This window comes from Opitutia bacterium ISCC 52, assembly GCA_014529675.2.
Classification (GTDB): domain Bacteria; phylum Verrucomicrobiota; class Verrucomicrobiia; order Opitutales; family UBA2995; genus UBA2995.
This window is the reverse complement of record CP076040.1, coordinates 3,208,829-3,223,459: the sequence shown is the minus strand read 5'-3', so window position 1 is coordinate 3,223,459 and position 14,631 is coordinate 3,208,829. Positions and strand designations below refer to the sequence as shown.

13 protein-coding genes are annotated in these 14,631 nt (G+C 50.6%); 2 read left to right on the top strand and 11 right to left on the bottom strand.

The window, feature by feature from the left end:
- Nucleotides 1-84: 84 nt before the first annotated feature.
- Nucleotides 85-1,017: an esterase family protein gene (locus GA003_13760; protein QXD27085.1), complete on the bottom strand. Its 933-nt coding sequence runs from the start codon at nucleotides 1,015-1,017 to the stop codon at nucleotides 85-87.
- 33 nt (nucleotides 1,018-1,050) lie between these two features.
- Complete coding sequence (locus GA003_13755; protein QXD27084.1) at nucleotides 1,051-1,764, bottom strand: DNA alkylation repair protein; 714 nt, start codon at nucleotides 1,762-1,764, stop codon at nucleotides 1,051-1,053.
- A gap of 242 nt (nucleotides 1,765-2,006) precedes the next feature.
- On the opposite strand from GA003_13755, the gene obgE reads away from it, so the two are divergent.
- Complete coding sequence (gene obgE / locus GA003_13750) at nucleotides 2,007-3,038, top strand: GTPase ObgE (protein ID QXD27083.1); 1,032 nt, start codon at nucleotides 2,007-2,009, stop codon at nucleotides 3,036-3,038.
- A gap of 304 nt (nucleotides 3,039-3,342) precedes the next feature.
- On the opposite strand, the gene GA003_13745 is transcribed toward obgE, so the two are convergent.
- From GA003_13745 to GA003_13715, 7 genes are read right to left on the bottom strand one after another with little or no spacing between them, the layout of a single operon-like run.
- A complete protein-coding gene (locus GA003_13745; GenBank protein ID QXD27082.1) occupies nucleotides 3,343-4,638 on the bottom strand; it encodes a dihydroorotase in 1,296 nt (431 codons plus the stop codon).
- Entirely contained in the window at nucleotides 4,635-5,582 is a 948-nt protein-coding gene (locus GA003_13740) for an aspartate carbamoyltransferase catalytic subunit (protein QXD27081.1), read from the bottom strand. Before GA003_13740 ends, GA003_13745 begins: the two co-directional genes overlap by 4 nt.
- 8 nt (nucleotides 5,583-5,590) lie before the next feature.
- The gene (pyrR, locus tag GA003_13735; GenBank protein ID QXD27080.1) at nucleotides 5,591-6,124 is read right to left on the bottom strand and encodes a bifunctional pyr operon transcriptional regulator/uracil phosphoribosyltransferase PyrR; all 534 of its coding nucleotides are present in this window, start codon (nucleotides 6,122-6,124) and stop codon (nucleotides 5,591-5,593) included.
- Nucleotides 6,125-6,181: 57 nt separating this feature from the next.
- Nucleotides 6,182-6,667, bottom strand: coding sequence for a TlpA family protein disulfide reductase (locus GA003_13730; protein ID QXD27079.1), 486 nt, complete (start codon nucleotides 6,665-6,667; stop codon nucleotides 6,182-6,184).
- A gap of 43 nt (nucleotides 6,668-6,710) precedes the next feature.
- Nucleotides 6,711-7,538: a sugar phosphate isomerase/epimerase gene (locus GA003_13725; protein QXD27078.1), complete on the bottom strand. Its 828-nt coding sequence runs from the start codon at nucleotides 7,536-7,538 to the stop codon at nucleotides 6,711-6,713.
- A 45-nt stretch (nucleotides 7,539-7,583) separates the two neighbouring features.
- Nucleotides 7,584-8,906 carry an MFS transporter gene (locus tag GA003_13720; protein ID QXD27077.1) on the bottom strand — a complete coding sequence of 441 codons (1,323 nt, stop codon included), beginning with the start codon at nucleotides 8,904-8,906 and terminating at the stop codon, nucleotides 7,584-7,586.
- A gap of 33 nt (nucleotides 8,907-8,939) precedes the next feature.
- Nucleotides 8,940-9,485 carry a hypothetical protein gene (locus tag GA003_13715; protein ID QXD27076.1) on the bottom strand — a complete coding sequence of 182 codons (546 nt, stop codon included), beginning with the start codon at nucleotides 9,483-9,485 and terminating at the stop codon, nucleotides 8,940-8,942.
- An 85-nt stretch (nucleotides 9,486-9,570) separates the two neighbouring features.
- Between GA003_13715 and GA003_13710 the strand changes: the two genes are divergently transcribed.
- Nucleotides 9,571-11,109, top strand: a complete 1,539-nt coding sequence (locus tag GA003_13710; GenBank protein ID QXD27075.1) for an arylsulfatase — start codon at nucleotides 9,571-9,573, stop codon at nucleotides 11,107-11,109.
- A 570-nt stretch (nucleotides 11,110-11,679) separates the two neighbouring features.
- Here GA003_13710 and GA003_13705 read toward each other — a convergent pair.
- Together GA003_13705 and GA003_13700 are read right to left on the bottom strand one after the other, a co-directional pair.
- Nucleotides 11,680-12,942 (bottom strand): sulfatase-like hydrolase/transferase, encoded by a 1,263-nt coding sequence (locus GA003_13705; GenBank protein ID QXD27074.1) that lies wholly within the window; start codon nucleotides 12,940-12,942, stop codon nucleotides 11,680-11,682.
- Between the two features lie 190 nt (nucleotides 12,943-13,132).
- Nucleotides 13,133-14,605: a sulfatase-like hydrolase/transferase gene (locus GA003_13700; GenBank protein ID QXD27073.1), complete on the bottom strand. Its 1,473-nt coding sequence runs from the start codon at nucleotides 14,603-14,605 to the stop codon at nucleotides 13,133-13,135.
- Nucleotides 14,606-14,631 lie beyond the last annotated feature (26 nt).

Sequence of the window (14,631 nt, the reverse complement as noted above, 5' to 3'; positions counted from 1 at the left end):
GTGCATTGTATAGTCATCTATCGTCAAATGTTTGTGTAGGGAGTGTTACGAATGTGTTACGGAAAACGGTGGCCACTCGTTCGATCAGTCGATCGCTTGGGCCCGTCTGAATGATTCTACATGGTAGTCGTAGAGGATGGGGGAGAGCAGTTCGATGAACTTCTTCCGGTTGTGGGCCAAGCCCTCCAGTTCCCAATACGTGTGATCTACACCCGCGTCTAGTAGTGCCTGATGAAAGTCCCGAATCGTGACGATGTGCGTGTCATCCTGCGTGCCACAAGCGATGAGAATACGTACTTGCTTTATTGCTTTGAGGTTCTTCTCCAGTAACAGGAAAGCATCGTTTTCAATGTAGGCCCGCTTTTCGGGTCCGAGGTAATACCTGGGGTAGGCGTCGGCTGTACTTTCGTGGTACCAATCGGCCAGGCGAGGAACGTTCCCAGCCTGGCAAAATAGCGAGCAGAACATCTCGGGGTACTTCATCACCAGCCGGGTAGAGCCTCTTCCTCCCATGGAAAACCCCTCGATGGCTCGACCTCCGCGGCGTGCAATCGTTCTGTAGGTCGAATCAATGTGGGGAATTAATTCTTTGATGAACATCGTCTCGATGGGGAGTTCGCCATCGTAAGAATCTTTATAGAAGGTCGTTTTGCCTCCGTTGGGAAAGACCATGATCATTGGCGGCCATTTCCCCGAAAGAATACCTTCGTGAAGTACGGTGCATTCCTGTCCGCGGTTCCATTCACTTCCGCCGTTACCATGAAGGTTGTATATGACGGGGTACTGTTTACCGGTGTTTGCGTCATAGTCGGGAGGCAGGTAAATGCAGTATCCAACTTCCTGACCAGCCGCTTTCGATTGGAAGGTCTTGTGAAGGTAGTAGTCCGGGACAGGCAGATCACGGTCTCTTGGCTCTTCGTGATTCCATTGGATAAATGAGCTCTCCCGACCGGATTGCGCGTGCGTGGAAGATAATAGAACGGTGGATGCGAACAGAAGAAGAAGGGCGTTTTTCATGGGGTAGCTGTGGTGTGGGGAAAGTGATTAAGATTATCGCAAGCCTTTGAGGTAGGCTTGGCGATCCTTTTCCGGGTATTTTTCGATCGCGTAACGAAGCATGGTCCGGGGCATTGTTTTGTAATGTTGATCCAGGAATGCAGTTTCTGCGGCGGGATGTCGTTTTCCCATTTCACGAAGCATCCAACCCACGGCCTTGTGCATCAGGTCGTGTTCGTCGTTCAGGTATATTTCGGCCAGCTTCAGGACATCCTCGGTCTCATCTTCCCGGATAAAGATCCAGGTCGTGATCATGGATATGCGGCGATCCCAGAGCAGGGAGGACTTGGCCAGTTTATAGAGCGGCTTTCGGCTCCGGTGGAGTAAGTACCGGCCTACGATGTAGTGTGCGGAACAATCAACCAGATCCCAGTTATTTACATATTGGGTGTTCGCCAAGTAGTGGTCGTAGATGACTTTGTGTTCTGCCGAATCGGGGGCTTTCTTGCATCGGTTGCCCATCATGATCAAGGCAAGCAGACGTTCCTCGTGATACATAGATTCGAGTAATTTGAAGACAACCTGGAGTTCAGCTTGAGCGAACTGCTTGGCGATTTGGCGAATGACAGGCACCCGAACGCCCAGACAAAGATCTCCTTCTGCGTATTCTCCGGGCCCGGATTTGAAGAAACGTGCCGAATGCTCGGCAATGGTTGGGTTGGCCAGTTCGCGAATGTAGGACTGAATGTCTTTAAGGGAGTTGTTCATTGTAAGTTTGTTGATTGAAACAAAATATTTCGGCACTGCGAGGACCAACCGCCGCCAGGAGGCTGTGGCAAGGCACGCGCAGTTGCCCTACCATATTATAGTCGAAAGGTAGGGCAAGAGCGTCCCCGCTCTGCCGTTCCACACGCCTCCACAAAAGGCGTGGAAGGGATGCCATCGGCCTAACCTAATAGCGCTCGTACGCTGCTTGACTGCACCCGTAAACTGCTCTCCATTAGGCCGCCATGTTTATAGATGAGGTAGAGGTAACCCTGATTGCTGGTGATGGTGGCCATGGCTGCATCAGTTTCCGAAGGGAAAAATATATTCCCCACGGAGGACCCAATGGGGGAGATGGCGGCAATGGTGGCCATGTTATTTTGCAGGCCGACGAAAACGTAGGTGACCTGACAGCTTATCGCTATACCCATACCTATAAAGGTAAATCCGGAGAGCCGGGTAGGGGATCCGACCAACATGGTAAAACGGGGGAGAATCGCTTATTGAAAGTTCCCTTGGGCACGATCGTTATCGACAAAAGCACAGGGCGGCCTGTCAAAGAGCTCCTCACCCACGAAGAAGAATTTATTATCTGTAAGGGCGGTTCAGGTGGCTGGGGAAATACCCACTTTAAAAGCTCGGTTAACCAAACGCCTCGCCGCGCTAATCCAGGAACCGAAGGAGAGCGGGGAGATTTTAAACTGGTCCTCAAAATCATTGCTGAAATCGGACTCGTGGGATTTCCCAACGCAGGGAAATCATCCCTGACCAATGAGATCACTCGTGCTCACCCCACGATCGCAGATTATCCCTTTACTACTCTGAATCCGCATATCGGTATCATTGAGTATCCCGACGATTACCGCCGTTTGATTCTAGCGGATATTCCTGGGCTCATCAAAGGGGCCAGTGAAAACCGTGGATTAGGCCACCGTTTTCTCCGTCACATCGAGCGCTGCAAACTCTTGTGCATCATTATCGACATGGCTGGGATGGAAGGCCGGGATCCGGCGGAGGACTACACGGATTTGTTAGCCGAGCTGGACAACTATGATGCGGGCTTGCTTCAAAAACCCATTCTGGTGGTTGCCAACAAAATGGATGAAGAAACGGCTCAGGAGAACTTAAAGGCCTTCAAGGAAAAACACGACGTCGCAATCTCTCCCATCTCCTGTTTGAGCGACGAAGGCATTCCAGAATTGTTGCGACGCTTCCTTGATGAGGTAACCAAAATTGAAGTGGCTGAAAAACAAGCGGCTGAAGCAGCAGGGGAGTAGCCTGACTGGAATGGGTAGGGCGACCTCGCCGAGGGCACCCTACGACATTGCAAACGGACGGTGGGTGATGTCGGCTTCGCCTCGGTACGGCGATCCGTCCCTACCAATCTGGGTCGCGAACTACCGAGGCGAACGCCGACAGCGAAGCGTAAACTACCGTTGAGGCTTCGATCGTTTAATTCTCTTTCGTAGGGCTCGATGCTTGCATCGATGCCAAATAGGTGTCGCGTCCAAGAGGCCGAGTTGCAAGCAACTGGCCCTACATTGAATTCACCGCAGTTGTGATACCGAGGATACCCTATCTTTACCCGACAATCTGACCGTCTTCAAAAACGGTCTTTCCAGCGACGATAGTTGCCACGGTCTTACTGGTTAGTTCATCACCCCACCAAGGTGAATTCTGCGACTTACTGAAAATGGTTTCTTCATTCACCGTCCAGGTTCCTTCCGGATCCAGGATTGCCACATCGGCTGGTGCTCCCGGGGTGAGTGTCCCCGCTGGAAGTTTCACGAGTTCAGCTGGTTTGTAGGTGAGCCAGGCGATGACCTCATTCAAAGGGATGCCCGCTTCTCCGCACAAGATTTGCTGGGAAACCGCAAAACAGGTTTCTGAACCCAGAATGCCAAAGGGTGCATAATCAAATTCCTTGTCCTTCTCGTAATTGGTATGAGGGGCATGGTCAGTGGCCAGGATATCCAAGGTGCCATCCCTGAGTCCCTCTATGAGCGCTTGTCGGTCTGCCTCTGTACGAAGCGGGGGATTCATTTTACAATTGGTATCGTAATCTTTGATACAGGCATCCGTCAGCGCGAGGTGATGGGGAGTTGCTTCCGCGGTCACATTGACATTGCGAAGCTTGGCGCGACGCATGACTTCCACGGCACCGGCAGAACTGATGTGTTGCATGTGCACATGTGCTCCGGTCATTTCCGAAAGTAAAGCATTTCGTGCGACAATAATGTCTTCCGCTGCTGCCGGCCAACCTTTGAGACCAAGCCGGATTGACCACTCGCCCTCATTCATGACGGCGTTTTCAGTGAGAGACATGTCCTGGCAATGGTCCATGATCGGCAGGTCGAACATCTTACAATATTCGAGGGCACGGCGCATGATCTCGTTGTTTTGTACGCAATCTCCATCGTCGGTAATCGCTACCACGCCCGCTTTTTTGAGACTGCCAATGGGAGCTAGCTTTTCGCCCAAACGGCCTTGGGTGATACACCCAGTTGGGTAGACATGCACGACGGCATCACGCTTTGCAGCATCGTTGATGTACTGAATCGTGCCTGCAGTGTCTGCAGCCGGATTTGTGTTCGGCATGCAAACGATCGTTGTAAATCCTCCCGCCGCTGCCGCCCAGGAACCGGTTTGAATGGTTTCCTTGTGGGTCTGTCCTGGCTCGCGCAAATGAACGTGTACGTCAACCAATCCGGGGCAGACGACTAAGCCTTTTGCGTCTGTGGTCTCAGCATTTTGAATCTCTTCATCGCTGAGTGATTCGGCAATCTTGCCGTCTTTGATGTATAGATCGGCGACTTCGTCTCGATCATTTTTCGGATCGATGATCCGACCATTTTTGATGATGCGTAGGCTGCTCATTCTGCAGAGTTCTCCAAAGCGGATATGGATCCGCCTGTGCAAAGGTAAAGGACTGCCATGCGAGTGGCGATTCCGTTGGTGACTTGTTCCAGGATGACTGAGCGATCTGAGTCAGCCAGCTCGGAGTCGATTTCCACGCCTCGGTTGATTGGCCCCGGGTGCATGATTAAGGCGTCTGGCTTGAGCCATTGGGCACGTTCCTTATTGATGCCGAACATACTCGTGTATTCACCGAGTGACGGAAAGTGGGTTGAGGACTGACGCTCGTGTTGTATCCGTAGCAACATGACCACATCTGCGTCTGCGAGTGCGGTCTTTAAGTCGTGAATGACTTTTACGCCCATCGATTCAAACGTTTTAGGAACCAGGGTGGCTGGTCCGGCGACGGTGACTTCGGAGCCCAACTTGGTAAGGGAAAAAATATTTGAGCGAGCTACTCTGCTAAAAAGAATGTCTCCCAAGATGGTGACCTTCTTGCCCTCTAGTGAGTCTAGATGCTCAAGCATCGTAAAGTTATCTAACAAAGCCTGAGTGGGGTGCTCGTGTGAACCATCCCCTGCATTGATCACGGGAACATCCACAATCTCGCTCAGGTATTTTGCTGACCCAGGAGCAGAATGGCGGAGCACAATCATGTCCGCATTCAACGCACAGATATTTCGTGCAGTATCCTTGAGTGTCTCACCTTTTACGAAGCTGCTGGCGTCGGCATTGACCGTGATCACATCTGCGCTGAGTCTGGATGCGGCCATTTCGAATGCGAGCTTGGTTCGGGTGCTCGGTTCCAGGAAGAGATTGACGATGGTCTTTCCCCTCAAGGCCGGGACCTTTTTTACTGAGCGCCCAAGGATGCGTTTAAATCCAGATGCGACGGTGAATATGGCTTCGAGTTCCTCCCGTGAGAGAGGTTCGATTCCGATGAGATCTTTGCGGGTCCATTCCATAGCAGCAGTTAGGTTTCAATCGAAATTGTATCGGGGGTGTCTGACTGATCACTGATGCTCACTTCTACTCGATGGCCATCTTCCACATCGAGGGATAGGCCTACGAAATCCGGTTGTATCGGTAGGCTCCGTCCTCCTCTATCGACCAGCACTGCGAGTTTGACAGAGTTGGGTCTCCCTTGGTCAAAGACTTCATTCAAGGCTGCTCGTACGGAACGGCCTGAGAAGACAACGTCATCGATTAGTACTACGTGTTTTCCTTCAACATTGAAGGGGAGGTTGGCAAAAGATTGAATGTTGGGAACGGGATTCGATGAAATGTCATCTCTATGGAATGAGATATCGACGACCCCATACGGAATGTCCCGGCTCAATTTCTCGGCCAATGCTTTCTGGATGCGTTTTCCTAATTCAACTCCTCCACGGGCGATACCAATGAGGGTCAATTTTGAGGGATCGGGATAAGCTTCAGATAATTCAACAGTCAACCGCTTGATCGCTTCAGCGATGTCCTCGTGGGATGGTGGTTGGGATGTCTGCATATTGTCCCTTAGAAAGAAGAGGATTTTTCCCAGGGGGCAATGACTTTTTGGGCGTTTTTAACTTTTTGAAGCGAGGGTGGACTCAATGCGGTGTTTTGAGAGTTTTCCAGAGTGGCCTGACCACACCACTTCTCCCTCTGCATTCACGATAACAGCGAAGGGAATATAGCTGACGTTCAGTGCCCGACCATAAAGATCCTTTATGTCCGAGGCTACAGGATACTTGAGCTGACGAACACGGGTGAACTCTTTGGTGAGGTTGAAGGCCTCGTTCGTGACCGCCACAAACTGAATATCGGTTCCCTTCAGTTCCTCAGTCATTTCGTTGAGATGGGGAAAGAGGCGATGACAGGGGCCGCACCACGTAGCCCAGAATTCAATGACCAAGGGTTTCCCTTTTACAGGTTTTGCTCCCTGGACCATCACAAAATCGTAGTCGAGTAGTCCGGCTTTCTTCAGCGCACCCGACTCGACATTGCCGCTGCATCCCATCAGTGCGCATAGGCAGGCGAGTAGGGTAGCGATCTGTAGCGTGATTCTCATGGTCTTGTTCTATGAAGGAGTCTTTTTAGAAAGCAAATATTCCTTACCGACTTCGAGCGCGCTGGTTTTGAGGTGTTAACCAGGACTTGAGTAACTCAAAGTTGTGTTGGCATTCTTCTGCTGGATCCCGATCAAATGGATGGTGCTCGACCGTGATGGATCCGTTGAACCGAATCTCCTGAAGCTTTTGAATGCACTGGTGGACGGGGATTACGCCCTTCTCATAAGTGCAGGTGGTGTTGCCCTCCATCGCGACTACATCCTTGAGGTGGACCAACTTTAGATTGGGCGATAATTCCTCAAAGGCATCGAAGAGACCCTCATTCAAAACTTGATACCAGCCGGTATCGATAGCGATACCCAGAATGTCGTGGTTGTCGTAGCCGACCTTTTTAAGCAATTGATCGGCGGATTCCTCCTTCTGATTCATTTGGGCAAATTCCAGGCTATAATCACGGAGGACCGTTACGGCTTCGTCTCGGTTGATGCGCAGGAAGGGGACGGATCCCGCTAGTAGACGGATTTCCATGGCATTCGCCATTTGGCATGCGGCCTCCAGCTCAAGACGAGTGGCTCCGAAATTCCCCACCATGCTGGCCACCCTGAGCCGATGCTTGTTTATCAGCGAATTGGCGATCTTGCTGTGCTCCTTCGTCGCCCAGGCCCAATGCAAGTGAGAGACCCATAGGTCGATCGACTGGAATCCCATGCGTTTGATCTCTTTCAGCAATGCATCAAATCGTTTGGGAAAGGTATCAATGGACCGAAAATAGTCGTTCGTCGCATTATTGCCCTGGTGCCAACCTTCGGTGAGCTCGTAGCCCAGTTCACGCGCCACAAAGTTGGCGGTGATGAAAGAGATCTTGTTCATCTTGGGCGCATTATGAAAGCGATGATTCTTTTGACCAGAAGGATTTTATGAGATTTGACTGGAGGACTCCTGATCAAGAGTAGTGAGACGCTCGCTGTGCTTATCAATATGAATGCGGCTTGTCGCGAAGATCCCAACAAAGCAGATACCTCCCATGACGTAAAACATCTGCGAGAAACTGATGACCTGGGAAAGCTGACCGAAGAGAATAGAGCCAGAGGAGAAACCAAAATTGGCAAAGATCATATACATGGCAAACTGGCTGGCGGCGATCTTCTTCCAGCACAAGGCCATGGCGATGGAAAAGAAGGTTATGATGGATAGTGTGCGCAGGGCAGTGTGTATGATAGCGATACTGACGATGGTGGATCGTGTTTCCCAGATAGGTGCCGCAAGCGCAGCGGCTGCGTTGGCTAAAAGGAGCATGGACAAGAAAAGTGTTACTGCCCGTTTGTAACCAAGTAGGTTGGCCAACCAACCGCCAAGGACCATGCCAATTAATCCGGAGATGAGTTGGGACAGCGCTCCGATGTTTGAGTAGTCATCTGCCTGCCATTGGAGCTCCTGCACAGTTAAGACAGGCAACATGGCGTCCAGAAATCCTTGTAGACTTCCGCCAGTGGCACCGAGCAGCGCCATCCAAAGGGTGGTAGGTAATAGAAAGACTTTGAGCAGTCCTTTGCCAATGAATAGCCAGCTTCCCTCGTGCAGCTTGAGTGTTTCCTCGGAAGCCTGGCCTGTGGTCCAGGGAAGTAGTCTCTCTCCGGATCGTTCCCGTATGAGCAACGGAAAGAGGGCAAACGCAAGAGTGAGAAGCCCTGCAGCATACAACGTTTCCGAGATGCCCACGTTTTTGTACATCCAACCGGATGCCCAGGCGGTGATCGCGGTTCCCAGAACCTTGCCTCCCCACATGAGTCCATTGGCCAGGGCCTGTTCCTTGGTGGGTAGAATATCCACTACCATGCCATCGACGGAAACGTCCATCAGTGCGCTGCATCCTACCGCGACCATTCCCATGGCTATCAAGAGGGGCAGGTTTTCAGTCGGATTCTGTATTGAGGCCATGCCAAAATACCCAATGGCGGAAACAATGATTCCAACGAGTATCCAGGGCCTGCGCCGACCCATAGCTATGACCGTGAATCGATCCATCAGGGGCGCGAACAATATCTTGAAGGACCAGGGAAGCATAACCAGTCCCACAAAGCTGCCTACCTGGGTCGCGGTGAGGCCCTCGGCGGCCAGAACAGCCGGAAGCGAAATGATGATCACCCCCATGACGATACCCTGCGCCATATAGAGTGCAGTCACAGTAAAAAACCTGAGGAAGCGATTTTCTGAAAGCGTAGGTAAGCCGGAACTCATAAGAGTAACTTCAAAGACAAATGAACTGAGGGTTTATATTATCAATACCGGGTTCGAGAGGTCGATATCGAAGAGCTTGTTCGAAAAATCATTCAGCGTTCCCAGCGTTTCGTCGGACAGCAGTTTTATCAGGTCATCGACCGCGAGATCGCTGAGGGCAAAGGGGAAAACATCGAAGACCATGTTTTCATCTAGAAAGTGGCCGTATATCTGATGCTCCTTAGCTTCCAAAAGGGGCGTATCTTTAATCAAACAGTTTCCGAGCCAATCATCGGTGGATAACTGGGCTTCCTGCTTGAGTTGCGCATTTCTCTTATCCGGGTCCACGTGCTGTTGGAAATAGTTTACTATGAGTTCCATACTCTTCTGGGAAAGATCTTTGGAGATCTCCTCCCGGCATTCCCAGCACATCGCATATTCAAAAATCACTTCCTCTTTCTTGAATGCTTTCTCGATGAAGTAGTGGGTGCCAGGCGCCCTCAGGTCTGTACCACAAACGGAACAGGCCTTGAACGGGGCTCCTGTTTCAAAAGACCAGAATACTTCCGGAACGGGTACGAAATTGTCAGGGTATTTCATGCAAATCTTTGAAGATGGCTTCCTTTGCCTTGTGATTCTTTGACGATGAGTCGTATAAGCAAGGTTCATTCTACCTGAACTTAAGATGAACCGACTACTTAGACACACACTTCTTTTAATCGCTTTTCTAGCTGCTGGGCCCTTTCTGTCCGCCGAAAAACCTAATGTGATCGTCATCATGGCGGATGACCTGGGCTATGGTGACATCTCGGCCTACGGCGCCACACGGGTCAAAACACCCCACATCGATAAGCTCGCTGAGGAGGGGATCCAATTTACCAGTGGCTATTGTTCTGCCTCAACCTGCACGCCGACCCGTTATTCATTTCTCACTGGCACCTATGCCTTTCGTTTTCCGAATACCGGGATCGCTCCACCCAACAGCCCGGCAGTTGTGAAGCCTGGGACGGAGACCATTGCCTCGCTTTTGCAGCAAGGTGGATATAAGACCGCGGTGATCGGAAAATGGCACCTTGGTCTGGGTGGCCCCGATGGACCGGATTGGAATGGTGAGCTAAAGCCAGGACCCCGCGAAATTGGTTTCGACTACAATTTCCTACTGCCCACCACCAACGACCGTGTTCCACAAGTGTATGTGGAAAACCATCGCGTGCTGAACCTCGATCCGGCGGATCCACTGTGGGTGGGAAGCAAAAAACCATCGGAAGATCACCCCACTGGAATCACCCACCGCGACACTTTGAAAATGGATTGGTCCCATGGACACAACTCCACCATCCATAACGGCATCAGTCGCATCGGCTTTTATACCGGTGGGCATGCAGCCCGATTCCGCGATGAAGACCTGGCCGATGCCTGGGTCAATCAATCCAACAAATGGATCGAAGAAAACAAAGACGGACCCTTCTTCCTGTTTTTTGCCTCCCATGACCTGCACGTGCCACGCATCCCTCACGAGCGTTTCCAGGGAAAGAGCGAGCTCAGCTTCCGTGGCGATGCCATCGTGCAACTTGACTGGTGTGTCGGCGAGCTGGTCAAGACGCTCAAGCGTCTGGAGATCGATGATAATACCATGATCGTCTTCTGTTCTGACAATGGACCCGTGGGTGACGATGGTTATGCGGATGAAGCGCTTGAAGCGAATGGCGACCACGCTCCCAACGGTCCTTTTACCGGTGGTAAATACTCCGTCTACGAAGGAGGTACACGCACTCCGTTCATTACCTGGTGGCCAGGAAAAATTAAGCCTGCTGTTTCCGAAGAAGTGGTTTGCACCATCGACCTGGCAGCAAGTCTGGCGTCGATGGCCGGAATCGATCTACCTTCCGATGGCATCCTCGATAGTTTTGACGTGCATGAAGCCTTGCTAGGTGAGCCCGGAGCCAAGGGCCGCGACCACCTGGTTCAGCAAGACAACGGCAAAGGTAACAACTATGGGTTTCGCGTGGGCAATTGGAAACTACAGCGCCACGACTCAGGTAAAGCCCGCAACATCGTGGTGACCAACAAACTGGCCAACACCGATGTCGCTCGCTACAGACTCTACGACCTTTCCACCGATCCCCGCGAAGAGAACAACCTCGCTACGGTCCATCCAGAAGTTTTCGAGGACATGAAGTCCAAGCTCGCCAAGATCATCGACGACGGAAGAAGCCGGTTTTAACTAATTTTCAATTACTAATAGTTAAGGACGAATGGACACTAATTGACACGAATTGTCTAAACGTCAGTTCAGCTCTGCCGTAATTGTTTATTCGTGTTCATTGGTGTCCGTTGGCGGGGTGTCATTCCATTTGGTAGTGGTTAATTCCTTAATAGTTTTCCTTTTGTCAGTCGTTCTCGGTCTATCGAGTTTAGCATTGAATATAAGGTTAAGACGCCGCCGTCCCAATCGCGGACTCTTTGAGGCTCATTGGAATCGTGGTTACAGCCTTTTTTATAGTTGATAGTATCATTCTTTGTGCTACCTACCTGATCATTTGGCTCTTTTTAGTATACAAAAAACTATTTGCGTGAATCTGAGTTCATCTGCGGTTTCAAAACTTTCCGCCCTCAGGGATAAATCCTCACAGGTACTTCACTGCCTCGATGAACAACCTATACTCGGCGAGGCCCAACCAGCTTAGAATAATGGCCCAGTACATCGACCGATTCGATCGTTGGTCGACTGCTTCGATAATATAAGTCGTCCCACTTTTCGGGTCTGGAAACTTAAGGGATAAAGATTTTAAGTTTACTCAGTGACTGTGTTCCAAATCCATTGAGTGCGATCCATATTTGGATTGGGCGTGGGCATTTTGGCATCGGTATCATTCCACCATGATTGGAGGTCGGCCATGAGCTCTTTTGTTATTTCCGGCAATGCACCTGCAAGGTCTCGTGTTTCACCCGGATCCTTTGCGAGGTCGAACAGTTCTGTGCGAGCACCTAGGATAAATCGGCCCGAGAGGCTATGCGCCTTGGGTTCGCACCCTTCCGGATCCAGATAATCGCCAAAGTAGTGGATGAGTTTGTAGTTTCTTTTCCGAATCATGGAGCAGGGTGTCTTGGCAAATGCGACTACATATTCCGGGTGGTGTGAGTAGATCGCTTCACGAGTTATTTTCTTTCCTTGCAGCAATGGTAGGAAGCTGACGCCGTCGAGGATTTGATCCGGTTGTGACTGTCCTCCTACAAGCTCCATGAACGTAGGAAACAGATCGACCACGTGCACGGGTGTGGAATTGGTAGTTCCCGCTTCGATATGGTTTGGCCAGCGAGCAATCAAAGGGACTCGAATACCACCTTCATAAAGTTGACCCTTCCCACCGCGAAGTGGGTCGTTGAACCAGACCCGGGTGAGCCCTCCATTGTCCGATAGAAAAAGAACGAGAGTGTTTTCAGTCAGTTCCAGTTCATCCAGTTTGTTGAGCACTCTACCTACGGAAGCATCCAGGTATTCAATCATCGCTATATAGTCTGCGGTGACACGTTCGTGAAAAAAACCATCCGAATCGCTGCTTCGCTTGAAGCCACGCTTGAGAACTTTCTGTATAGCTTCCTCGGGTACGTCGAATCTTGTGTGTGGGGAGCGATGGGCCAGGTAGGCGATGAAGGGCTTGTCTTTGTTCGATTCGGTAAATCCAAGCATGTCATCCGTTATGGCCGATACCTGTTTGTCATTTCGATTGGGTAGACCCGGTTTGACCCAATCGAGTCCGTAATCGTTAAAGAATTCGATCCCGTGTTTGTTCAAGAGTGAGTTGATGCCATTGGCTCCGCCGATATGCCATTTGCCGCTCATTCCCGTTGTGTAACCGGCATCGCGAAGCATTTCGAATAGGGTATAGGTTTCTGGTGAGAGTCCTTCAGGGCGACCAGGTGAGATGAGCGGCGTGTAGTCAGGAGACGATGTTTCTACTGAAGTGAGTCCGGTGCGTGCCCCATATTGTCCTGAGAAAATAGCAGCTCGAGTAGGGAGGCATTGTGAGAGTGCGTAAGCATCTGTGAAACGCATTCCTTCAGCGGCCAATTGATCCAGGTGAGGTGTTTCAATCAGCTCTGTCCCTTAGCAGGACAATCCATTCCAGCCGAGATCGTCGGCCATGATCATAACAATGTTAGGCAGTTTTCTTTCTGCTCCTGCAAATGTAGTTAGAATACTGCATCCGACTATCAAGAATAAGGAGTGGCGTAAGCGCATGGATTTAATGGCTTCTTCCTTTATTCAGCAGATCCAATAATCGTCCTTTCAGCTCTGCTACTTGCTCGGGGTATTTCGCAAATAGATCATTTGTTTCCGCGGGATCATCGGCAAGCTGGTAAAGCTCATACTCATCATTGGGCAGCTCTACCTTATCTCCATGCCAAGTGGGATTTTTCGTAAGACGAAGTTTCCAGTCATTATAACGAAAAGACAACAGTCCCCGGCCAGTTTGTAGAATCGTGGACCGGCGGATGGGCTTTTTGACCTGTTTACCTAAGAGCACCGGACTAAGGTCAAAGGAATCGCCTCCGGCGGATGGTGGTAGCTCTTCGTCCAGAACACCAGCTGTGGTCGCCAACATGTCGGTGAGTGCAATGACTTGATCGGACGTCGTTCCTTTGGCAATTTTTCCAGGCCAACGGGCAATAAAGGGTACGCGGAATCCGCCTTCGAAATTACTCCCTTTATAGCCATTGAAATCACCATTGGTGCGATGCCCAAACTCTACACGAGCGACTGTCTTTGAAGTCTTTGATTTTTCCGCAACATCCTGTGACTCGTCTCGTAAGTCCAGGTTGTTACCAGCAGTGTGATGGTCATTTTGCTGTCCACCGTTGTCGCTGGAAAAGAAGAGTAATGTGTTGTTCGTCAGATTAAGCTCTTCAAGTACCTCCATGATTTCACCAACATGATAATCCAGTTCACCGATATAGTCACCCAATTGCCCAATGTTACTCCTGCCACGAAACTGTTTATGGGGCGTAATGTGAGTGTGGGTGGCCACGAGTGCCAGGTAGACAAAAAAAGGTTCCTCTTGGTTGTCCTTTATGAATTCGATCGCTTTCGACGTTAGCGTAGAGTCGACCTCGTCATCGTAACGAATCTTGCTGAGTTGCTCCTTCGTCGGTTTCTCAGGTAGCTCAGTGATGCCTTGTTTGAGCCAGAGTAATCGATCATTCTCCACATAGGTTTTGAAATTGTCATTGTGGTTAGTCGGTAGTCCCAGGTGATAGTCAAAACCAATATCGTTGGGTCCCGGACTCAGCTTGCCCGCCCAATTTGTTATTCCGCTTTCACCTCCATAGCCTAAATGCCATTTGCCAATATGCGCCGTTCGGTAACCTTGCTTTTTTAAGAATGCGGGCAAGGTAAGCATGTCCTTAGCAAACGATATAGGACTTGATGCACTGGCTGGGCTCTCCCTTAAAGGCCCACGACTGGGATAAAATCCACTGAGCAATCCGTAGCGAGTTGGCGAGCAAACCGAACCCAATGCATAGGCCTGGGTGAATCGCATACCTTGAGTTGCCAGCTTGTCGATGTTGGGTGTCTCCACCTGCGAAGGCTCATAGAAGCACTTGATGTCTCCGATCCCCAGATCGTCCGCGAGGATGAATACAATATTTGGCCTGTCTTTACCGAATGACAGCAGGGAAAATGACAGAATAAGAAGAACTAGGGTAGGGAGTTTCATGAACGAGGTAGAACGAAGTACACTCG